The sequence below is a fragment of the Bradyrhizobium sp. USDA 10063 genome, from assembly GCF_054063735.1.
In genome coordinates this window covers 9183024-9204081 of the sequence record NZ_JBSSGP010000002.1, presented here as the reverse complement: position 1 = coordinate 9204081, position 21058 = coordinate 9183024, and the positions used below count along the sequence as shown (strand labels likewise).

The window sequence follows — 21058 nt, the reverse complement described above, 5'->3', positions numbered from 1 at the left end:
GCTGTAGCGCGTTTCTGCCGCTCGCCTGGCAAGATCAATGCCTGGCCAGAACCAGATCGGCGGCGCGGTCGCCGGAGCGCACCGATCCCTCGATGGTTGCCGGCAACCCCGTATCAGTCCAATCGCCGGCGAGAAACAGGTTTTTGTAGGCCGTGACCGCGCCGGGCCGCAGAGCGTGCTGCTCCGGCGTGGCCTCGAATGTGGCGCGGCGCTCGCGCACGATCTGCCAAGGGGGCAATGGAGGGGGCAATTCGCCGGAAACGCCGGCGGCCTTGCAGACGTCGCGCCAGATCGCCTGCGCCAGTTCCTCGCGCGGCATGTCGACGAGACGATCGCCATTGCTGATCGTGACCGAGAGCCGCTGCGGGAACGCGAACAACCATTCCACGAGGCCGCCGACTACGCCGAGGATCGGCGCAGCATTGGGCGGCGGATCAAAGCGGAAATGCGCGTTCACGATGGCGCGGAATTTGGTCGGCGTCTTCAGGCCCGGCAGCAGCGATGCCGCGGCGCGCGGCGGCACTGCGAGCACAATGGCGTCAGTGGGCGCAAGATCGATCGTGTCATCGCCGAATTTGAGCTCGCTGACATGGTCGGACACCGTGCCAAACTGGCGCAGCTCGTGGCTGAACCGCACGCTCGAGCCCCTCTCCTGCAACAGCTTCACCGCGGGCTCGATCAAGACCGAGCTCAAACCGTCGCGCGCAATCAGCGGCCGGCAGGCCTCGCCGCCGGCAAGCAGCGTCTCGCGTACGATCGCACCGGCTAATCCTGCCGAGCCCTCGGGCGGATCGACATTGAGCGCGGCGAGCAACAGCGGCTGCACCAGACGATCGTACAGCGTGCCCTTGCATGCGATGGTATCGCCGACCCGCTTGTCGGTGCCGGCCCAGGCGAGAGGCGCCAGCGCGAGGTAGTCGCGTAGACCTGTATCGGGGACGCGGCGCGCCTCATCGAACACCCAGAGCGGCAAGCGGGAAGAGCCGAGATCGAGCTCCCAGCGCTTGCCGGTTGCGAGATCGACAAAGGGAAACTTCGCGCGTTCGGGCCCGACCAGCCCGGCCTCGGTGCCGATCGATTTTGCGTAGGCCAATGCATGGCGGTTGCCGGACAGCAACAGGTGGTTGCCGTTGTCGATGGTGAGATTGGTCGCGGCGTCGAAATAAGAGCGGCAGCGGCCGCCGGCCTGCTGCGTCGCCTCGTGGACGTGCACCGTGTAGTTCGCGTTGGAAAGGCGAACGGCTGCCGAGAGGCCGGAAATACCGGCGCCGATGATATGAACGGTCTTTTGCATCAGATGTCAGATGAACGCGTAACGAAGAAGAATGCCGATCTTTTGCCATTTGCCGACGCGAACGGGCTCGCGTGGCGCTGCAAAGCCGCGGGCGATCAGCAGATCGAGGATTGCGCGATAGTATTTCGACATGATCCGCGGCGCGCGGACCGCGCGCCGCGAGTTGCGCTTCATCACTTCATCCGCCATCTCGAAATGCTTTTTCGCGCGCTCGGCGAGCGGCAGACACACTTTCGGCAGGTTGCGCTCGGCGATAACCCGCTGCGGATCGTTAGATGTGATGCCGGCATGCAACAACATCTCGCGCGGCAGATAGAGCCGGCCAAGGCCGGCATCCTCGTCGACGTCGCGCAGGATATTGGTGAGCTGCAGCGCACGGCCGAGATGATGTGCGAGCAGGATGCCGTCCTCTTCGGGCAGGCCGAACACCCGCACCGAGAGTCGCCCGACAGCGCTCGCCACGCGGTCGCAATACAGATCGAGCGTCGCCATCTCGGGTGCGCGGATGTCCTGCGGCACATCCATCTCCATGCCATCGACGATGGCAAGAAAATCCTCCCGCTTCAGGCCGAAGGACTTGACCGAGGCGGCATAGTCCTTGAGCCGCGGCGGCGGATTGCCCCGGTACAGCGCATCGATGTCGTCGCGCCACTGCTGCAGCGCGGCCATCCGCTCTTCGCGCGGGCCGTCGGAATCGGCGATGTCGTCGACCTGGCGGCAGAAGCTGTAGATCAGGAACATCGCCTCGCGCTGCGCGCGCGGCAGGATCCGCATCGCGGCGTAGAACGAACTGCCGGACGCGGTGGTGCCATAGTCTGCGTTGGCCGCCGCCGTCTCAACGCTCATGCGCCGGCCGCCGTTTTTGACACGGGCCGGCGCCCGATGGCGCGGCGGGCCAATTCGCCGGCGACGCCGCCGAGGCTGTAGCCAAGCAGTTCGAACGGGCTCAAATGCACGCGCTCGCTGAGGGGATCGCGCACCTTCAGCATGTTCACGATCCTGTCGGCGAATGCCTGGATCACCGATATCTCCAGACCCAACCGCAAATCCTTCACCTCGGCGGCGAGCGACTTGCTTTCGGCAAGCAGCGTCTCGGTGCGCACCGCCAGCGCCTGCAGGCATTGCAACAGCGGCGGTGGAGACTTCGCCTCCCCGAGCATCTCGATGGTGGCGCCCGATGCGGTCAGCGCGTCGCGCGGGAGGTAGATGCGGTTGAGATTCCTGTAGTCCTTGGCGCAATCCTGCAGGTGGTTGTTGATCTGCAGGCCCGCGCACAGCGCGTCCGACGCGGTCCAGGTGGACGTGCTCTCGCCGTGGACATCGAGCATGAAGCGGCCGACCGGCATCGCCGAGTAGCGGCAGTAATGGATCACCTCGTCCCAGTTCTCGTACCGCAGCTTTGTCACGTCCATGCGAAACGCAATCAGCACGTCAAGCGCGTGGCGCGGCGGCATCGCGCGCTCGGCGAGCGCACGGCGCAGATTGACGGCTTCCTTTTGGGTATCGCCCGCGCCCAGCAGTTCCTTCTCGAGCAGGTCGAGATAGCGAAGCTTTTCGTCCGGCGGCAACGTGGCATGGTCGGCGATGTCGTCAGCGGTGCGGACGAAATTATAGAAGGCAAGGATCAGGGCGCGGTGACGCGGATGAATGATCCACGACGCGACCGGAAAATTCTCGTCGCGGTGGGTCTTTCCGGATCGCAGTTCGCTCGCGCTTGTCATCAGGAACCGGCCACATTCGCCCTGGCTAAGGCGCATGCGCCAAAAGTCGCGCGCATGCGGTGGATTGCGTGCCCCATATAGGGGAATACGCGACCAAAACCAATGCTGTATGGGCAAAGCACGTGGCTCCTGTGCCCAATATCACACAGTGGGCACAGGCTCTCTTGCGGCAATTTTTCGCGTGCAAAATGCGGCGTTACTGCCCGTGGGTCTTCAATACCTGGTCGCAGGCCGCGCTGATCTTGGTGCGGTTCTCCTTCAGGCAGGCGAGGATGGTGAAGTCGCCCTGATCGATCACCGCGCGGCAGTGCTTCTGAACGTCGCGGGTGCAGGCCTTCTGTTCCTCCGGCGTGCCGCTGCGCGATTGCTGCTGGGCGAAGGCGTCAGATGAAAGCGGGATCGACAACAACACGAGGGCCAATAGAACTTTACGCATCGTATTCCTTCATTTTCGACAGCAAAAAATCCTGTTCCGGAAGTTGCATTTCGGCAGGGCCGGCACGGATTTGTTGGGATTTGCGCCGCCGCGTAGCAAAGCGACGAACAGAGGACAAGCACCGCTAAATGCGGCCAAATTTGCGGTGCTGTAAAGGGTCCTCTAATCGGTTGAAAAACCAAGAAATTTTTTCCGATCACGGTTCGCTACAGACTGTTGCAGCGTAAGTGCCGATATCGGATAGACAGAAGCGATGTGAGATGCTTCTTGATTCTCTCCGGCAAAAATGGCGTGTTGCGCGCCATTCCGCCGGCTATGACAAGGTCGGGCGGGTCGTTTGAACCTGTGGGATCGCGATCAACACTAAGTGTTCGATGCGGCGAGGCGTGTCTTGAAGAAGATCGTCTGTTTTTGATGGGAAAACTCACAATGAAGCGGTTTGGTTTGGGCTTGTTCGGTCGCGCGATCACGGCTGCCGGCATTGGCGCGGCGGTCATGTTGTCGGCCGGCACGGGCAACGCCCAATCGTCGGGACCATTCGCCGGTTTTGACGGATCGTGGAGCGGTTCGGGCACCGTTGCGCTCTCCAACGGCACCACCGAACGGATCCGCTGCAGGGCCAGCTACAAGGTCAACGCCACCGGACTTGGCCTGAAGCAGAGCCTGAATTGCGCCAGCGACAGCTACAAGTTCGACCTTTCCAGCGATGTGACGAGCCAGGGTGAGCGCGTCTCCGGCAACTGGAGCGAGAAGAGCCGCAACATCTTCGGCAATTTGCAGGGTACCGCCGGCGGCGGCCAGATCGAAGTGTTCGTCGAGGCGTCCGGCTTCGCCGCCACGCTGAACCTGCGCACCAACGGCAACAAGCAGGTTGTGCAGATCGATTCCAAAGGCGAGATCCGCGGTGTCAATATCACCCTGACGAAGGGCTGACGCCTACTGGGTGAGACCGCCCTGCCTGCGATCGCGGGGCGGTGCACCCGCACCTACCCCGCCGTCTCAGCACCGTCCCAGCGCGCGCAAAAGGCCTCGATATCCATCGACTGGAATTCGCCCAGGCGCGCCATGATCGTTTCGAACGGCCAATTCCACCAGGCGATCCGCGCAAGCCGCGCCGCGATCTTGCGATTGAACCGCTCCCGGATCTGACGGGCGGGCACGCCGCCGACGATGGTGTAAGGCGCCACATCGCGCGTCACGACGGCGCCGGCGGCCAGCACCGCGCCATCCCCTACCGTGACACCGGGCAGGACGATGGCGGCGTGGCCGATCCACACATCGTTGCCGATCACCACCCGATCGCCCCGACGCTCGGCGAAGAACGTGCGATCACGCGCGGCCGTCTCAGAGTAATATTCGGGACAATAGGTGAAACGGTGCAGCGACGGACGGTCGATCGGATGGTTCGGTGCGCCGATCCTGACCTGCGCGGCGATCGCACAGAACCGGCCGATCTCTGCATCCCCGACCATGCAGCCCGGGCCGAGATAGGAGAAATCGCCGAGTTCCGAATATTCGACGGAGGTATCGCCGAGGATCTCGCAGCACTTGCCGATCGTGCTCTCGCGCAGCTTGACCGTCGGCTCGATGACGGTCTCGGCGATCTTCGGGCGCGGACGAGGCGCTTCATTCATTTTGCTGTCTTCCTGTTTCGTGAGAGCGAAGCTTCATTCAGGCCAACCGACCTCGTTGTCGATATTCAGCACCTCGCGGGCAACGTCAATGAAGCTTCGCACGAAGCGCAGTTCGCGCTTGTCGACGGGAGCAAGGAGATAATATGTGAAGGTCTCGCTCATGTCGGTGATCTCGATGCCAACCAGTTCGCTTGATGCCGACAGGCTGTCATCGGGCCACAAGCCGACACCGACGCCGTGTTGCACAGCCTCTTTCACGACGGGAAATGTCGTGGTCTTCACGAGACGTGTCAGAGTGATGCCAAGTTCGCGACACTTCTGGTGCAGCAGGCGCTGCGTCAGCGAGCCATCCTCCGGCACGATCACGGCCTCGTCCACGAGGTCGCGGAGCGAAAGCCTCTTGCGGCGCGCCAATGCATGGCCGCGACACATATAAGCCCGGTAGCGCGCCCGCGTCAGCGGCAGGCTGTAGAGCTGCTCGTCGATCACCGGATCGGCCACGATGGCAACATCGACGGCGCGTTCATGCAGGCGCTCCATGGCCAGCGTCCAACTCACCAGCGTGAACTCGATCTGGACGCGCGGGTAGAGCGTCGTATAGCGGGCGATCACGGGCATCGCCGGGCGCGGCGCATTGGCGACCACACTCAAATGTCCGGTGGACATCTCGCTGTAATTGGCGACCTTCTCCTCGATCAATTGCTCAAGTGTGCGCAGCCTGTCCGAGACGGCAAACAACTCGCGACCGGCGCGTGTCAGTTCCAGTCCGTCGCGGCGACGGACGAAGAGCTTGGTCCCCATCGTGCGCTCGAGGTTTGCCACGTGCTGGGTCACTGACGATTGAGTGACGCCAAGTTTTTCGGCCGCACGGGTGAAACTCCCCTCCCGCGCGGAATGGGTGAAGGCGCTGATCTGATAGGGATTTGCCCGCATCGGGCCCGACCTCGCATCGCAGTCCAACAACCTGCGCTGCTCCAGCCATTAGCACGGCTAATATGACGTCACGGTGACGTTAATCTGGCTGGTTACTCGTCAACGGCCTCCTCATCGCGCGAGACCCTCACGAGGATGACGCGCCGATGACCACCGTCCGAGGACGAACGATATGCAACTGAGTACTTCGAGAATACTGACCACCCACGTCGGCAGCCTGCCGCGTCCGCCCGAACTTGAGGCAATGCTGCTGCGCCGGGAGAAGCACGAACTGGACGCGAACGGCCTGAAACAATTGCCGCGCGCCGTGGAAGACGCGGTGAAATCGGTCGTGCGTCGCCAGTTCGAGCTTGGCATCGACATCGTTTGCGATGGCGAGATGAGCAAATATGCCTACGCGACCTATGCGCGCGAGCGCATGACCGGCTTGGAAGGTGAGGACCAGCCGCTCGCATTGTCCGAACTGTCGGAATTTCCGAACTTCGCGCAACGCATCAAGCTTGACATCAAGACGCCGGCTTGCGTCGGACCGGTGAGCTACTCCGGCGGAGACGCCCTGGCGACCGATATCAACAACCTGAAGGCTGCGCTCGATGCGGTGAGCGTCGAGGGTGCGTTCATGAGCGCATCGTCCCCGGGCATCATGGCCCACTACATGCCCAATCGGCACTACCAGTCGCACGACACCTATCTGGAAGCTCTCGCCGAAGCGATGAAGCGCGAATACGACGCGATCGCCAGCGCCGGCCTGTTGCTGCAGATCGATTGCCCGGACCTCGCGCTTGGTCGGCACTTTCGTGAGACACCAGCGACGGTCGCCGATTTCCGCAAAGAGATCGCCAGGCTGATCGAAATTCTCAACCATGCGCTGCGGGACATCCCGCCCGAGCGCATGCGCTTGCATCTGTGCTGGGGCAATTACGAATCTCCCCATCACCACGACATCGAACTTGCGGAAATCCTCGACCTGATCCTGAAGGTACGGCCGGCCACGCTGCTGATCGAAGCGGCCAATCAGCGTCATGCGCATGAATGGTCGGTCTTCACCGAGATTCCCCTGCCCGATGACAAAGTCCTGGTGCCGGGCGTGATCGACACCTGCACCAACTATATCGAGCATCCGGAAGTGGTTGCGCAGCACATCGAACGCTATGCCGGGGTAGTGGGACGCGAACGCGTGATCGCAGGCACCGATTGCGGCTTCGCCAGCTTCGCGACGCTCCACACGGTCGATCCCGACATCGCCTGGCGAAAGCTGGAAGCGCTGGCGCAAGGCGCAGAGATCGCATCACGGCGGCTTTGGAAACACTGAGCTAGACATCGATCGCGCGCAAAGCGCAACTCGATGTCTCGGTGCCGGCGGCGATTTACCGCACAGGAAGCCGGTGTCCGGCCCGAGGAAGCATTCCAAGCCGTCACGCAAGTGTCAGATGCGTTCCTTAACGCTGGCGCAACGCAACAATAGCTCGAGAAATAGATCGAATGGCGAGCATTGAACTTTCAGCCATCAGGAAATCGTTTGACGGCACGGAGATCCTGAAAGGCGTCGACCTCAGGATCGAGAATGGCGAGTTCATCTCGCTGGTCGGTCCCTCCGGCTGCGGCAAATCCACGCTGCTGCGGGTGATCGCGGGCCTCGAGCCGCAGAGCGCGGGCGAAGTCAGGATCGACGGCGTCGCCGCCGACGGCATCCGGCCGAGCGCGCGCAACCTCGCGATGGTGTTCCAGTCCTACGCGCTCTATCCGCATTTGAGCGCGTTCGACAATATCGCGGTGCCCTTGCGCATGCGGCGCCTCTCGGCGATCGAGCGCCTGCCGCTCGTCGGCGCGCTGCTGCCGAGCCGGCGCCGCAAGGAACGCGGCATCCGCGAGGATGTCGCAGGGGTCGCCGAGCAGCTCGAAATCGCGCACCTGCTTGGCCGCAAGCCGGCGCAATTGTCCGGCGGACAGCGGCAGCGCATCGCGGTCGGACGCGCCATCGTGCGCCAGCCGGTCGCCTTCCTGTTCGACGAGCCGCTGTCCAACCTCGATGCCAAGCTGCGCGTCCACATGCGCGCCGAGCTCGCGCAACTGCACCGGCGGCTGAACACCACCTTCGTGTACGTCACCCACGATCAGGCCGAGGCGATGACGATGTCGAGCCGGATCGCCGTGATGATCGGCGGCGAGCTGGTTCAGGTCGGCACGCCCACCGACATCTACGACAACCCGCGCGATATCCGCGTCGCCGAATTCGTCGGCAGTCCGAAGATCAACATCCTGCCCGGGCGAATCCGCGACGACCGCCGCATCGAGGCGCTCAGCGTCGCGCTGCGGTTGGCGAGCACAGCGAGCGCCGGCCCATGCCGGATCGGCGTGCGTCCGGAGCGGATCGAGCTCGGCAGCGGGCCGTTCTCGGGTTACGTCGTTCACGCCGAGAACATGGGGTCGGAAGCGTTCGTGCATCTCGGCGTCAACGGCAGCGACGCGCGCCTGGTGGCGCGCATCGACGATCCGCGGCGACTGCCGCCGATCGCAACCCCGGTCTCGTTCGGCTTCGCGATGGATGCGGTGCGCGCCTTCAACGCCGACGGCAAGCGGATCGAAGTCGAGATCGAGCATGCCGAGCGCGTGCGGGAGCGGGCCGTTGTCTGACGCCGCAACCATCGATGCCGCCGTCGCCGCTGTGCGTCCAACTTTGCGAAAGCACCGCGACCAGCGGGCGCTGACGGCCTATGGCCTGGTCGCACCGGCATTCACGCTGATGCTGCTCATGCTGCTCGGCCCGCTCGCGAGCGTGATCGCGCTATCCTTCACCGACTATCAGCTCGGCGCGCCCGCGTTCTCCTGGATCGGCCTTGCCAACTACCAGGATATGTTCGCCGACAGGGTATTCTGGATCTCGGTGCGCAACACGCTGACCTATGTGGTGATCGTGGTGCCCGGCGCGGTGACGCTTGGACTCGGCATCGCGCTCCTGATCGAAAGCGGCACCAGCCTGCGCGGCCTCTACCGCACCATCTACTTCCTGCCTGTGATGGCGACGCTGATCGCGATGGCGGTGGTCTGGGAGTTCATGCTGCATCCGCAGTTCGGCCTGGTGAACGGGCTTCTGCGCGGGGCCGGGCTGCCGGCGTTTAGCTGGCTGCAGGACCGCGGCACCGCGCTCTACGCGCTCTGCGCGATCGGCATCTGGCAGGCGGTCGGCTTCAACATGGTGCTGTTCCTTGCCGGCCTGGTCTCGATCCCGAAGCAGCTCTACGAGGCCGCCGAGATCGACGGCGCCGCGAGCGCCTGGGCGCGATTTCGTCTCGTGACCTGGCCGATGCTTGGCCCCGTGACAACCTTCGTGATCGTGATCAGCGGCATCCGCTCGTTCCAGGTGTTCGACACCGTGCACATCCTCACCAAGGGCGGGCCCTCGAAATCCACGGAGGTGCTGATCCACACGATGTACACCGAGGGGTTCGAGTTCTTCCGCTCGGGCTACGGCGCCGCGCTCACGGTCGTGTTCCTGGTGTTCGTCCTCCTGCTCACCTTGATCAAAGCGAGGCTCGCCGATCGCGGCGTGCAAACCGCATGAAGGCTCTCCGCGCAATTCCGCTCTGGCCGGTTGTCCGCCACCTGCTCCTGATCGCGGGCGCCGTGGTGCTGCTAGCCCCGTTCATCTGGATGATCTCGACGGCGTCCAAGCCGCCGGAGGAAGTGTTCTCCAGCGAGCTGCATCTGGTCCCGCATCACTTCGCGCTGTGGGACAATCTCAGAATCGCGTTCGCCAAGGCCAACCTCTGGCGGTTCCTGCTCAACGGCGTGATCGTCACCGTCTCGATCTTCGTGCTGCAGATATTGATCGCGCTGCCCGCCGCCTACGCGCTGGCGAAGCTGCGCTTCCTCGGCCGCGACACGCTGTTCGCATTGGTGCTGTTCGGAATCCTGATTCCGCCGCAGGCCACCGCGATTCCCGTGTTCCTGCTGCTGCACAAGCTCGGCCTGCTCGACAGCTATGCCGCGCTCGTGCTGCCCTTTACAATCTCGGTGTTCGGCATCTTCCTGATGCGCCAGTTCTTCAAGTCGGTGCCCGATGACTTGGTGGATGCGGCGCGAATGGACGGCATCTCCGAATTCGGCATCGTCTGGCGGGTGATGCTGCCCGCCGCCATCCCCGCGGTCACCGCCTTCGGCATCTTCTCCGTGGTCGCGCACTGGAACGACTATTTCTGGCCGCTGATCGTGCTCAACAGCGAGCAGTTGCGCACGCCGCCGCTGGCGGTGGCGCATTTCCGCAACAACGAGGCCGGCACCAATTACGGCCCGCTGATGGCGGCGGCGATGGTGATCATCGCGCCGCTCCTGATCGCCTTCCTGCTCGCGCAGCGCCGCTTCATCGAAGGCATCACGCTGACCGGAATCAAGTAACGCGTCATCTCAAACAGGGAGCCTGTCCTATGCTGAAATCGTGGATCGCCGGAGCCGTGCTGTCGCTTGCCGCCAGCGCGTCGCTGGCACAGACGCAGACCGAGATCGTGCTGCAGTATCCGTATCCGGAACTGTTCGCCGAGACCCACAAGCGCATCGCCGAAGAGTTCGCCAAGGTGCGGCCGGACATCAAGATCACGATGCGCGCGCCTTACGAGTCCTACGAGGACGGCACCCAGAAGGTGCTGCGCGAAGCGGTCACGAACCAGATGCCCGATGTCACCTTCCAGGGCCTGAATCGCATCCGCGTGCTGGTGGACAAGAACATCCCGGCCCAGCTCGACGACTACATCGCCGCCGAGAAGGACTTCGACCGCCAGGGCTTCCACCAGGCGATGTTCGACATCGGGACTGCGAGCGGCAAGATCTACGCCCTGCCCTTCGCGATCTCGCTGCCGATCGTCTATGTCAATCTCGACCTGTTGAAGCAGGCCGGCGGCGATCCCAACAACCTGCCGAAGACCTGGGACGAACTGATCGCGCAGGCGAAGAAAATCAAGGCGCTCGGCCCCGACATCAACGGCGTGACTTACGTGTGGGACATCACCGGCAACTGGCTGTGGCAGGCGCCGGTGTTCGCGCGCGGCGGCACCATGCTGAATGCCGACGAGACCAAAGTGGCCTTCAACGGCCCCGAAGGGCAGTTCGCAATCCGGATGCTCGCCCGCCTCGTCAACGAAGGCGGCATGCCAAACCTCGACCAGCCTGCGATGCGCGCGGCCTTTGCCGCCGGCAAGACCGGCTTCCACATCACCTCGACCTCCGATCTGAACAAGGTTACCCAGATGATCGGCGGCAAGTTCGAGCTGAAGACCCACACCTTCCCCGACGTCGTGTCGCCGAACGGACGCCTGCCGGCGGGCGGCAATGTCGTGATGATCCTGTCCAAGGACAAAGCGAAGCGCGACGCCGCCTGGGAAGTGGTGAAGTTCTGGACCGGACCGAAGGGTGCCGCGATCATGGCCGAGACCACCGGCTACATGCCCGCCAACAAGGTCGCCAACGAGGTCTATCTGAAGGACTTCTACCTGAAGAACCCGAACAACTATACCGCGGTGAGCCAGATGGCCCTGCTCACCAAGTGGTACGCCTTCCCCGGCGACAACGGCCTCAAGATCACCGACGTGATCAAGGACCACATGAACTCGATCATCAGCGGCGCGCGCTCCAAGGAGGCGGACGCCGTGCTCGCCGACATGACGGCCGACGTGCAGAAGCTGCTGCCGAAGACAACCGGTGCAACGCGCTAAAGCCTTTCGAAACCCGCTGCGGGGCGTATCATGCGCCCCGCAGCTCATTTGCGGGACGTTCCCATGAAACTCATCCATATGAGCGATATCCACCTGACGGCGCCGGGCTCGACCATCGGCGGCCGCGATCCCAGGAAGAACTTTGAACGCGCGCTGACTCACATCCTCCGCGATCACCATGACGCCGAACTCATGGTGATCACCGGCGACCTCTCGGATTGGGGCGACCGCGACGACTATCAATGGCTGAAGCAACGCCTCGAAACGTTCCCGATTCCGGCGCGGTTGTGCATCGGCAACCATGACAGCCGCGCCAACTTCCTCAGCGTGTTTCCCGACCTCGCCGGAGAAGGCGGCTTCGTGCAGGGTGTCCATGACCTGCCCGACGCACGCTGCCTGTTCCTCGACACCGCGCAACCCGAGACCCACGCAGGCCGCTATTGCGACGAACGGCTCGGCTGGCTTGCGGCACGGCTCGCCGAGCATGACGGGCCGTTCCTGCTGTTCATGCATCACAACCCGATGCCGACGCATATTGTGCCGGTCGATCAGATCCGTCTGCTCGACGACGCCGCCTTCCGGCGACTGGTGGCACGGCATCGCGAGCGGATCCGTCATATCTTTTTCGGCCATTGCCACCTGCCGCTCGCGGGATCGGTCGCCGGCGTTCCCGTCTCCTCGCTGCGCGGCACCAATCATGCGAGCTATCCGCTATTCGCCGAAACAAAGCTCCTGTGCGCGTCGGATCTGCCGGAATCCTATGGCGTTGTGTTCTTCGGCGAGGATTACGTCACGGTGCACATGGTGGAATTCGGCTACGACGGTCCGATCCGCATCGAAGGTTCGCCCGACTATCAGTCCTGGAACCGGGAGACCATGGTCCGATGAAATTTGTCGTCCTGACCGATACCCATTTCGGCTCCGAACCACGAGGGCCTGCTCTGCGAGCGCCGCCTCGCCTTCCTCGAGCATGCGCTGACCTCAGCGCCGCCCGACCGCCCGACTATTCGCATGTCACGGTGAGCGGCGGACAGATCGTGATCCACCAATGCTCATTCATGTATGCTGGCCCGCGCTTCTCGCTGCACGACCAGGCGGCGCTGAACGGCGCTCTGGGGTAGAGCTCGCTTCTGATTGAATCAGTACGGAAAGCTCTTCTTGTTCGCAAATACTCCCTCTGACCTACCATGTACACCGTTAGTTCCGGTCCGCACCTAGGCTTCGGATAGCCGGATCATTTCATCCACGTACTCTTCAAGCCGTCGTCGCACGGGACTTCACATCGAGCAGCGAACATACGGCATTTCCACTGGCACCGGCTCCTTGGAGCTGAGTGTGATCTTATTCTCTCCAGAGATTTTCACGTCGAACGCTACGTCTGAAACCGCAACACCGTCCGAGCATGACGCAATCACTCGTAAATTCGGTCCGTCATCGTGCAACGATTTGACAGTGCATTTTTGAAAAGTGCCGGTTATTTGCTTTCCCTGAACGATTAAACCGCCCGCGTGGAGATCGGCATCTTGTTTGAAAGCAAGCCTGTTATTCTCTTTGGTAAACACCTCACCGCAGGCCGAGGCGTCGACCGTCCAGGCTCCGTTCAAATCCGCAGCCTGTGTCGAGGCCGATTGCGTAACGAGAAGTACTAACAGCACCAACGGACTGAAGTTTCTCATGAAACTCTCCGATTAAATGGTCAAGGCTACTGGAGCCCGTTCGATCGGACGTGGAATTGTCGCTAAATCGGTCTCTTCGACGCGGACGGCCGTAGCACCCGACGTGGCTTTCGTATCGCTTTTGCGCAGCATCCGAGTGCGACGAGTTAGCGGACCTTTCGTTGATCCAAGTCAATAAGTTCTAAATTCTGCGAAGCAGTTGGTCTCGTCCGCACAGCCCACTGTGACACCCCAGCGTGCTGGCCGTTTGGCGGACTGATTGGATGGACGCGCCATAATCAATCTCGTCTCGCGAAGTCTGCTTGTGGCCCTTCGCCGACTGACCAGATTGATCTGGCAAGGTCCGCCCGCCCGGGCCCAAGGGAGATTAAACGGCAACCGAGGTAGCTAAGCGAGGGGCTCACTTGAACTGTAGGAACCCTTAGCGTCTGCGCTCGTTATGCCTCTCGGCTCAGGGAGAGGTCACATGGTGAAGATCGGTCTTGCCATGGTTGCAGTCTTACCGGTGGTGACGACTGCTCTGCTCGTCACTCCGACCAAAGCCGAAGGCGTCAATTTGGCCCAGGTCGATATGCGAACCGGGCTGCACCTCGATGACCGCGACCCCAGTTATGACAGACAACGTCGGGCGTACGAATCCGGCGCCACCGTTGGCGTTAGTCCAGACGCTAAACCTGCTAAAGGGCGTAGCGTCGTGCGGCGTTTACCGGCCGGTGTTTCCAGAAGCCGGCGGTGACCCACGCGATACGCAATTAGGTTCGAAGGTGTGCTGACGAAGCCGGACATCCCTTCGCGCCGTTTGGATACCATTATCGCCATCAGGTTCGCGCCACTCGCCTCTGCAAGCCCGGCCTTCGTCAACTCACAACGCTTCCCGTGCGTCGCACGACGGCGCAAACCGATGGGTATTTGTTTTGGCGCGCTTCCTTAACGCGAACTGGTGCCTACCTCGTCAAAAAACGATCTGATCGAGGGCGTCTACTCCGCCGCCTTGGCTTGAGGCGGTGGAGTCGCCCTCCCGCGCAGTTTTTCCGACAGGTTGATCAGGAACATCGCGGTCGGCCGCAGGATGAAGAGGTCGGCGACGAGGGCCGCGATCATCGAGAAGGCGGAGAGCCAGCCGAACAGGCGCAGCGACGGCAGGTCGGAGAACACGGTCACCACCAGGCCGCAGGCCAGCACCACCGTGGTCAGGATCAGCGCAGGTCCGACCAGCACGGTCGCGCGCTCCACGGCGAGCGCCGCTGTGATGCCGGGCTTGCGCTCGAGCCTCAGGCGGTTGAGGAAGTGGATGGTCGCGGACAGGCCGAGGCCGAACGATACCGTCAACGCCACGACGCTCGCAAACTGCAGGCCTTCGCCGAGCAGCCACAACACCGTGCCCGAGAGCACCACCGGGAAGATGCCCGGCAGGATGCAGGAGAACATCACGACGACAGAGCGGAAGGCGAGCCCGATGAAGATCGCGACCAGGGCGAACTCTATCGTCAGCCCGTGGTTGAGCTTTTCGATCATGCTGGCGCTGTTGCGCGCGGCGATCGCGGACAGGCCGGTGACGGCGATCTCGTAGCCGGGATGCTCGGCGCGCACCTTGTCGAGCGCGTGATCGAGCTTGTCGACCACCGGCAGTATCTCGCTTGAATCCAGATCGGGCACGCGTCCTGACACCACCACGGCATCCTGATTCGCCGAGATGAAGCGCCGCACCAGATGTTCGGGGATGACGCTGACATATTCCTTGAGCGTCGCGACGTCGGTCGTACCTGCCTTCTCGGCAAGCCAGCGCCGCAATGTTTCCAGCGACCAGACATTGCCGACGCCGGCCGCGCCTTCGACCGTGGAGTGAACCTCGGCGATCACTTTCAAGGTCTCGGGCGAGTAGAGCGAAGCGCCCTTCGGGAATTCGATCAGGACATCGATCGGGTTGGCGCCGGTCAGCTTGGCGTCCAGCCGATTGCTGGCCTCAACCGCCTGCCGCTTGTCCGGCACCTGGTCGGCAAGCCGATAGCGCGGCTCGAGATTGGCATAGATGATGCCGAGCCCGCCAACGAAGATCAGCGCGATCAGGCTGAACAGCCCGGGCCTGCTGACCATGCGCACCGCGATCCAGTAGCAGAAATTACGCAGCGCCTGCACGCCGGCATCGGCGCTCTGGAACTTGACGGCGAAGATGCGCTCATTGCGGACGAACAGCACGCCGAATACCGGCACCAGCGACAGGACCGCGAGCAACGCGATGATGGTGGCGGCAAGCCCCGCCTCGCCGAACTTGCGGATCAGGTCGGAATCGGAGAACTGCAGCGCGATGAAGGAAATGCCGGCGGTCGCGTGCGTCAGCACACAGGCCGGTCCCACCACCCGGACGGCATTGGTGAACGCGCTCAATTTGTCCTGCCCCGCGATCAGCCGGTCGCGCGCCGCGAAGGTGAGCTGCATCGAGTCGGAGAAGCTGATCACCATGATGAGCGGCGTCATCACGTTCAGGAACATGTTGAGATTGAAATTGGCCCAGCCGAGGCCGCCGAGCGCAAGCAGGATGGCGATCATCGGCGGGAATGCCGCTACCACCATGAAGGAGATCTTGCGGAAGAAGATGATCGCGATGATGCAGCCGGCGAGGATGCCGAGGACGTTGTAGGTCAGTCCGTCGCGCTCGACCGCGTTGCGGATCTCGAGCTGCATCACCGGCACGCCGGAGAGTTGGGCGTCGAGGCCACTGCCGGAGAGGTCGTCGGCCATGACTTTGCGGATCTCGCCGATCACGGTGCTGAGCTTGTTGCTCGAGACCACTTCGGGATCGAGCGACAGCACGACCAGCGCCAGCGTGCCGTCCTCCGACAACAGCTTGCCGCGAATGATCTCGTTGGATTTCACCGTCTCGACGAACTTGTCGTAGGCCGCGCCTTCCGGCAGTTCGTTGGGAAACAGTGCAGCCGGCAATTTGCCGGGCTCCGGCGCCTGCCGCGCCGAGAACAGCGAGACCAGGCCGCGCACGCCCTCGACCAGTTGCAGGTCGGTGACCATGTCGCGCAATTTCTCGAGGTTGTCGCGCGCCAGCAGCGTCTTGCCCTCGACCACGACCAGCACGTCGAATTCGGTCGCCGGGAAGCGCTTCGTCACCTCCTCGTACTGCTTGTAGTCTTTGGTGTTGGAACGGAACAGTTGCGACAGTGAATCGTCGATCTTGATCCGCTGCACGCCGAACACGGCCGCGATCATCAGCGCGATCAGCACAATCAGCGAGACGACCGGCGCCTTGACCGCGATCAGCCCCATGCGCTCCAGCCCGAAAGCGATGCTGGGTCCCTGCGGCGGCTCCTCGACCTTTCCGACGTGGACCTGACTTTCGGAGTTCTTTTCGAGCATGCCCTGTCCAGTTCTGAAATCGGCGCGAATTGTCTAGCTTGGGTTTTCCGGGCGTGAACAACGCTCTACGGCCACTTCCAATCGGCGCTAGCCCTTGAAAACACGGAAGTATTGACCGCCGCCGGTTTTACAGGCCCCTCCACCGCCTCGCAAGCACGAGAGAGAGGTCAAATCGGCGTGTGCAGTACAAAAATCGCCATTAAGTATCGGATTTGTCACAGGGCGCGAGGGGATCGGGCTGAAGCGGATCCTGCTCTCATCTCTTTGTTCGAACGTGATCTTTTCGGGGGCGGATGCCGCCTTCCCGGATCACGAACCGGGCGCGGCCAACTGCGGCGGAATGCCTCCGCTTTCGTCCTTCAACGCAACGCCGGTGACCGCGCGGTTTAGTCCCTCGCGGATCAGCCACGCGATTCGGTATGCCGCCTCCGCGTAGGTGAGACCCGCGCGATGAATGTTCGAAATGCAGTTTCGTTCCGCATCGGTGCGGCCGATCCGCGGCGCGAAGGTCAGGTAAGCGCCGAGGCTGTCGGGCGCCGACAGGCCGGGCCGCTCGCCAATCAGCACCAGCACCATGCGCGCATTGAGAATTGCGCCGATCTCGTCGCCCAGCGCGACGCGGGCGCCGGAGGCGATCACGGTCGCGCCGACATCGATCCGGCCCGCCGCAAGCTGCGGCAGCAGGTGGCGGACCAGTTCGACCGCGTGGACATTGACCGCGGTCGGCGACAGGCCATCGCCGATCACCAGGGCCAGTTGGCTGGACGTGCCGCCGCGGCTCTCCATCGCGCGTCGCGATTCGGGATCGAGCATCCGTCCGAGATCGGGACGCCTGAGGTAGTCGCGGCGGTCGGTCGCCTGGCTCGACGCCTGGAGCGGCTGCAGGCCGAGATCGTTGAAACCCGTAATCAGGGCCTCAAGATCGAAGGCGGCATGAACGGCGTCGCGCGCACGGGCATGGTCGAGCGTGAAGCCCAGCAGCGCCTCGGTCGGCAGGCTGGCGCCGGAACGGCCGAGCCCGACGCGCGCTGGCGTCAAGTCCCGCAGGCGTGTCAGCGAAAGGGGCGACGGCGACGATGGTTTCATTTCCGGCTACTCGGCAGGCACGGAGGCCTCGCGCAACCGGATCGAATAGTTCGACGCGTTCTGCTGGCCGCTCGAGGCCGCACGCGCGAACGTGATCAGGTGATGTGCGATCATCGAGGATGCGATCAATCCCTCGATGTCGCCGCGGCGAAGCCGCCCGAGCGCGAATTTCCAGAATGTCCGCTTGTAGTCGCCGAGCACGCCGACCTGCCAGAAGATGTTGCGCAGCATGACCAGCCCGCGCCTGATATTGGCCCAGGTCTTCTTTTCCGGGCTGACCGGCACCTTCACACGGTTGGCGTAGGTGTAGTCGCATTGGTGCTGGTAGCGCGCGAACAGTTTCTCAGGCTCGTAGGCCACCTCCATGCACCGCTTCCAGGAACTGATGACCTGATCGTAGGGCAAAAGGAACTCGACATTGGAGTCGCGGCTGTCGTCCTCGACCAGGCGCCCCTCGCGTTCGAGCCGGTCCCAGAGCGGTGTCTTCGGCAGCGCCTGCAGCAGGTTGATCGTCAGCAACGGAATGCGGGACTGGTCGACGAAGGTGAGCAGCGCGTCCGCGGTCTCCGGCTTGTCGGTGTCCAGGCCCATGATGATGCCGGAGACGACCTCCATGCCGTAGGAATTGATAGTCTGGATGCCTTCGAGGATCGGGACCATCATATTGTGGTCCTTGTGCATCGCCTTCAGCGCATCGGGATCGGGCGTCTCGATGCCGCAGAAGATGGTGACGAAGAAGGCGTCGCGCATCTTCTCGAGAATCTCGGGCCGCTTGGCGATGTTCAGCGTCGCCTCGCAGGCGAACCGCATCGCATAGCCGTTCTTTTTCTGCCATTCGATCAGATGCGGCAACAAGTCGAGGGCCGCCTTGCGGTTGCCGATGAAATTGTCGTCGACGAAATAGATGGTGTCGGTCATGCCGCATTCGCGCAAGCGATCGATCTCGGCGATGATCTGTTGCGGCGTCTTCAGGCGCGGGTTGCGGCCGTAGAGGCCGGGGATGTCGCAGAATTCGCATTGATAGGGGCAGCCGCTGGAGAACTGGATGCTGCCGAGGAAATAGCGCTTGGTCTCCGCAAGCTCGTAGGCAGGGATCGGAAACGCCGTCATCGGCACACGGTCCACCGTCTTCAGGACCACCTGCTCGGGCGGGCGCGACGGATCGCGCGCAAGCCGCGCGATCAGCTCATTGGTGGCGTCGCCGAGTTCGCCGACGTGAAGATAGTCGAAGGACGGATAGTAGTCCGGGCAGGCGCTGACCGAAGGACCTCCAAGGGCGACGGCAAGATCGAAGGCATGCGCGCGGCGGCAGATGTCGTTCATCTGATGGCGCTGGATGTGCATGCCACTGACGAACACCGCCTCCGCCCATTCGAAATCTGCCTTGCCGGCGGGACGGATGTTCTCGTCGATGAAGCGGACCTGCCAGTTTTCCGGCAGATAGGCTGCGATCAGCAAGAGACCTTGCGGCGGCATGAAGGCCTTGACGCCATCGGTCAAGGGATAGGCGTATTCGAACGTGCCGAACGCCGACGTGTAGCGCGGGAAGACGCAGAGGATGCGTCGTGCCGTTTCGATGCCCTCAGCTCTCATCCAAATTTCCTTAAGACGAGCCTAAACCAAATGTAAGCACGGCATCAAACGCTGGGCCAGAAATTCTTCAAGATTGTGGCGGTGCACACGCGCAGGGAACGGGTCTTTGCCAAAGAGCACTGCGAGGACGGAACGCCGAATTTCAGGCGATCAGGCGCGAGGCAAATTCGGGCAGCAGCCCTGCACCGTCGGCAAGCCGGAAGTCGTTTCCTGTGAGGCCTGCGCGCAACAGCCAATCGTCGAATTCGGGCGCCCGCTTGAGGCCGAAGACATCCCGGACGTAGAGCGCGTCGTGGAACGAGGTCGACTGGTAATTCAGCATGACGTCATCGGCGCCGGGCACCCCCATGATGAAGGTGACCCCGGCCGCGGCCAGCAGCGTCAGGAGGTTGTCCATGTCGTCCTGGTCGGCTTCGGCATGGTTGGTATAGCAGACGTCGACGCCGAGCGGCAGCCCGAGCAGCTTGCCGCAGAAATGATCCTCGAGGCCGGCGCGGATGATTTCCTTGCCGTCGTAGAGATATTCCGGGCCGATGAAGCCGACCACGCTGTTGACGAGCAACGGCTGGAAGGCGCGGGCGACCGCATAGGCTCTAGCCTCGCAGGTCTGCTGGTCGACGCCGCGATGGGCGCCAGCCGACAGCGCCGAGCCCTGCCCGGTCTCGAAATACATGACGTTGTCGCCGACCGTGCCGCGGCGGAGCGACAGCCCCGCCTCGCGCGCTTCGCCGAGCAGCGCCAGATCGACGCCGAAGCTGCGGTTGGCGGCTTCCGTTCCGGCAATCGACTGGAATACCAGATCGACCGGCAGGCCCTGCCCGATCAGCCCCAGGGTCGTCGTCACATGGGTCAGCACGCAGCCCTGGGTCGGGACCGCCAGGCGCGTGATGACGTCGTCAAGCAGCCGGAGCAGGCCGCCGATGACATTCGGGTCATCGCTTGCCGGATTGATGCCGATGCAGGCGTCGCCCGATCCGAGCAGGAGCCCGTCGAGGATCGAGGCGGTGATGCCCTTGACGTCGTCGAAGGGATGGTTGGGCTGCAGCCGCGTGCTCATCCGGCCGCGCAGCCCGATGGTGTTGCGGAAGCGGGTCGTCACCTCGCATTTCTTCGCGACCAGGATCAGGTCCTGGTTGCGCATCAGCTTCGACACCGCGGCCGCCATTTCCGGCGTGATGCCGCGGGACAGCTTCCGCAGCGCGTCGGTGGTCGCAGCATCCGACAGCAGCCAGTCGCGAAAGCCGCCGACGGTCAATGACGAGATAGCGGCAAAAGCTGCTGCATCATGGGTGTCGAGGATCAGGCGGGTAACCTCGTCGCCCTCGTAAGGGATGATCGCCTCGTTCAGGAACTGCTTCAGCGGCACATCGGCGAGCGCGATCCGCGCCGCGATCGTCTCCTCCGCACTGCCGGCTGCGATCCCCGCAAGGCGGTCGCCGGAGCGTGGCGGCGTGGCCTTGGCGAGCAGCTCGCGCAGATCGCTGAACACGTAGGAGGTGGCACCGATGACGTGGCGATAGACCATGACGAGTTCCCGCGCGCTGGCCGCGCTTCATTGGATCGATAGCCTATCACCATGCAAGAAGCGGTGCCGATGGGTTATCCGGCCTGGTT

The 21058-nt window shown here is 63.0% G+C and carries 19 protein-coding genes; 8 read left to right on the top strand and 11 right to left on the bottom strand.

Going from position 1 to position 21058, the window contains the following annotated elements; translation table 11 throughout:
• Positions 1–34: 34 nt before the first annotated feature.
• The 4 genes from hpnE to ACVJGD_RS44740 all read right to left on the bottom strand — a co-directional run bounded on the left by hpnE (position 35) and on the right by ACVJGD_RS44740 (position 3451).
• A complete protein-coding gene (hpnE, locus tag ACVJGD_RS44755) occupies positions 35–1294 on the bottom strand; it encodes a hydroxysqualene dehydroxylase HpnE (protein ID WP_456640054.1) in 1260 nt (419 codons plus the stop codon).
• 6 nt (positions 1295–1300) lie between these two features.
• Complete coding sequence (gene hpnD, locus ACVJGD_RS44750) at positions 1301–2140, bottom strand: presqualene diphosphate synthase HpnD (protein WP_456640053.1); 840 nt, start codon at positions 2138–2140, stop codon at positions 1301–1303.
• Positions 2137–3015 carry a squalene synthase HpnC gene (gene hpnC / locus ACVJGD_RS44745; RefSeq protein WP_456640052.1) on the bottom strand — a complete coding sequence of 293 codons (879 nt, stop codon included), beginning with the start codon at positions 3013–3015 and terminating at the stop codon, positions 2137–2139. The genes hpnD and hpnC overlap by 4 nt, the downstream gene beginning before the upstream one ends.
• 196 nt (positions 3016–3211) lie before the next feature.
• Entirely contained in the window at positions 3212–3451 is a 240-nt protein-coding gene (locus ACVJGD_RS44740; protein ID WP_456640051.1) for a cysteine rich repeat-containing protein, read from the bottom strand.
• Between the two features lie 429 nt (positions 3452–3880).
• Between ACVJGD_RS44740 and ACVJGD_RS44735 the strand changes: the two genes are divergently transcribed.
• Positions 3881–4384, top strand: coding sequence for a hypothetical protein (locus tag ACVJGD_RS44735; RefSeq protein WP_456640050.1), 504 nt, complete (start codon positions 3881–3883; stop codon positions 4382–4384).
• Between the two features lie 53 nt (positions 4385–4437).
• Here ACVJGD_RS44735 and ACVJGD_RS44730 read toward each other — a convergent pair whose 3' ends face one another.
• Both ACVJGD_RS44730 and ACVJGD_RS44725 read right to left on the bottom strand, forming a co-directional pair.
• A complete protein-coding gene (locus ACVJGD_RS44730) occupies positions 4438–5085 on the bottom strand; it encodes a DapH/DapD/GlmU-related protein (protein ID WP_456640049.1) in 648 nt (215 codons plus the stop codon).
• Between the two features lie 33 nt (positions 5086–5118).
• A complete protein-coding gene (locus ACVJGD_RS44725; protein ID WP_456640048.1) occupies positions 5119–6018 on the bottom strand; it encodes a LysR family transcriptional regulator in 900 nt (299 codons plus the stop codon).
• A 172-nt stretch (positions 6019–6190) separates the two neighbouring features.
• Here ACVJGD_RS44725 and ACVJGD_RS44720 point away from each other — a divergent pair, with 172 nt between their 5' ends.
• The 6 genes from ACVJGD_RS44720 (at position 6191) to ACVJGD_RS44695 (ending at position 12611) form a co-directional block, all read left to right on the top strand.
• Positions 6191–7330 (top strand): cobalamin-independent methionine synthase II family protein, encoded by a 1140-nt coding sequence (locus ACVJGD_RS44720; protein WP_456640047.1) that lies wholly within the window; start codon positions 6191–6193, stop codon positions 7328–7330.
• Positions 7331–7500: 170 nt separating this feature from the next.
• Positions 7501–8652, top strand: a complete 1152-nt coding sequence (locus ACVJGD_RS44715; protein ID WP_456640046.1) for an ABC transporter ATP-binding protein — start codon at positions 7501–7503, stop codon at positions 8650–8652.
• A 31-nt stretch (positions 8653–8683) separates the two neighbouring features.
• The gene (locus tag ACVJGD_RS44710) at positions 8684–9580 is read left to right on the top strand and encodes a carbohydrate ABC transporter permease (protein ID WP_456640583.1); all 897 of its coding nucleotides are present in this window, start codon (positions 8684–8686) and stop codon (positions 9578–9580) included.
• Positions 9577–10413, top strand: a complete 837-nt coding sequence (locus tag ACVJGD_RS44705; protein ID WP_456640045.1) for a carbohydrate ABC transporter permease — start codon at positions 9577–9579, stop codon at positions 10411–10413. Before ACVJGD_RS44710 ends, ACVJGD_RS44705 begins: the two co-directional genes overlap by 4 nt.
• Before the next feature lie 29 nt (positions 10414–10442).
• On the top strand, positions 10443–11723 hold the full coding sequence (locus ACVJGD_RS44700; RefSeq protein ID WP_456640044.1) for an ABC transporter substrate-binding protein: 1281 nt from the start codon (positions 10443–10445) through the stop codon (positions 11721–11723).
• A 63-nt stretch (positions 11724–11786) separates the two neighbouring features.
• Positions 11787–12611, top strand: coding sequence for a phosphodiesterase (locus tag ACVJGD_RS44695; protein ID WP_456640043.1), 825 nt, complete (start codon positions 11787–11789; stop codon positions 12609–12611).
• A 389-nt stretch (positions 12612–13000) separates the two neighbouring features.
• Here ACVJGD_RS44695 and ACVJGD_RS44690 read toward each other — a convergent pair whose 3' ends face one another.
• Positions 13001–13399, bottom strand: coding sequence for a hypothetical protein (locus ACVJGD_RS44690; RefSeq protein WP_456640042.1), 399 nt, complete (start codon positions 13397–13399; stop codon positions 13001–13003).
• A 466-nt stretch (positions 13400–13865) separates the two neighbouring features.
• Between ACVJGD_RS44690 and ACVJGD_RS44685 the strand changes: the two genes are divergently transcribed.
• Positions 13866–14135 (top strand): hypothetical protein, encoded by a 270-nt coding sequence (locus ACVJGD_RS44685; RefSeq protein WP_456640041.1) that lies wholly within the window; start codon positions 13866–13868, stop codon positions 14133–14135.
• A gap of 242 nt (positions 14136–14377) precedes the next feature.
• Here ACVJGD_RS44685 and ACVJGD_RS44680 read toward each other — a convergent pair whose 3' ends face one another.
• The 4 genes from ACVJGD_RS44680 to ACVJGD_RS44665 all read right to left on the bottom strand — a co-directional run bounded on the left by ACVJGD_RS44680 (position 14378) and on the right by ACVJGD_RS44665 (position 20969).
• Positions 14378–16765, bottom strand: a complete 2388-nt coding sequence (locus ACVJGD_RS44680) for an efflux RND transporter permease subunit (RefSeq protein ID WP_456640040.1) — start codon at positions 16763–16765, stop codon at positions 14378–14380.
• Positions 16766–17074: 309 nt separating this feature from the next.
• Entirely contained in the window at positions 17075–17851 is a 777-nt protein-coding gene (gene eutC, locus ACVJGD_RS44675; RefSeq protein WP_456640039.1) for an ethanolamine ammonia-lyase subunit EutC, read from the bottom strand.
• Positions 17852–17857: 6 nt separating this feature from the next.
• The gene (locus ACVJGD_RS44670; RefSeq protein WP_456640038.1) at positions 17858–19444 is read right to left on the bottom strand and encodes a B12-binding domain-containing radical SAM protein; all 1587 of its coding nucleotides are present in this window, start codon (positions 19442–19444) and stop codon (positions 17858–17860) included.
• Between the two features lie 142 nt (positions 19445–19586).
• Complete coding sequence (locus ACVJGD_RS44665; RefSeq protein WP_456640037.1) at positions 19587–20969, bottom strand: ethanolamine ammonia-lyase subunit EutB; 1383 nt, start codon at positions 20967–20969, stop codon at positions 19587–19589.
• Positions 20970–21058: the final 89 nt, after the last annotated feature.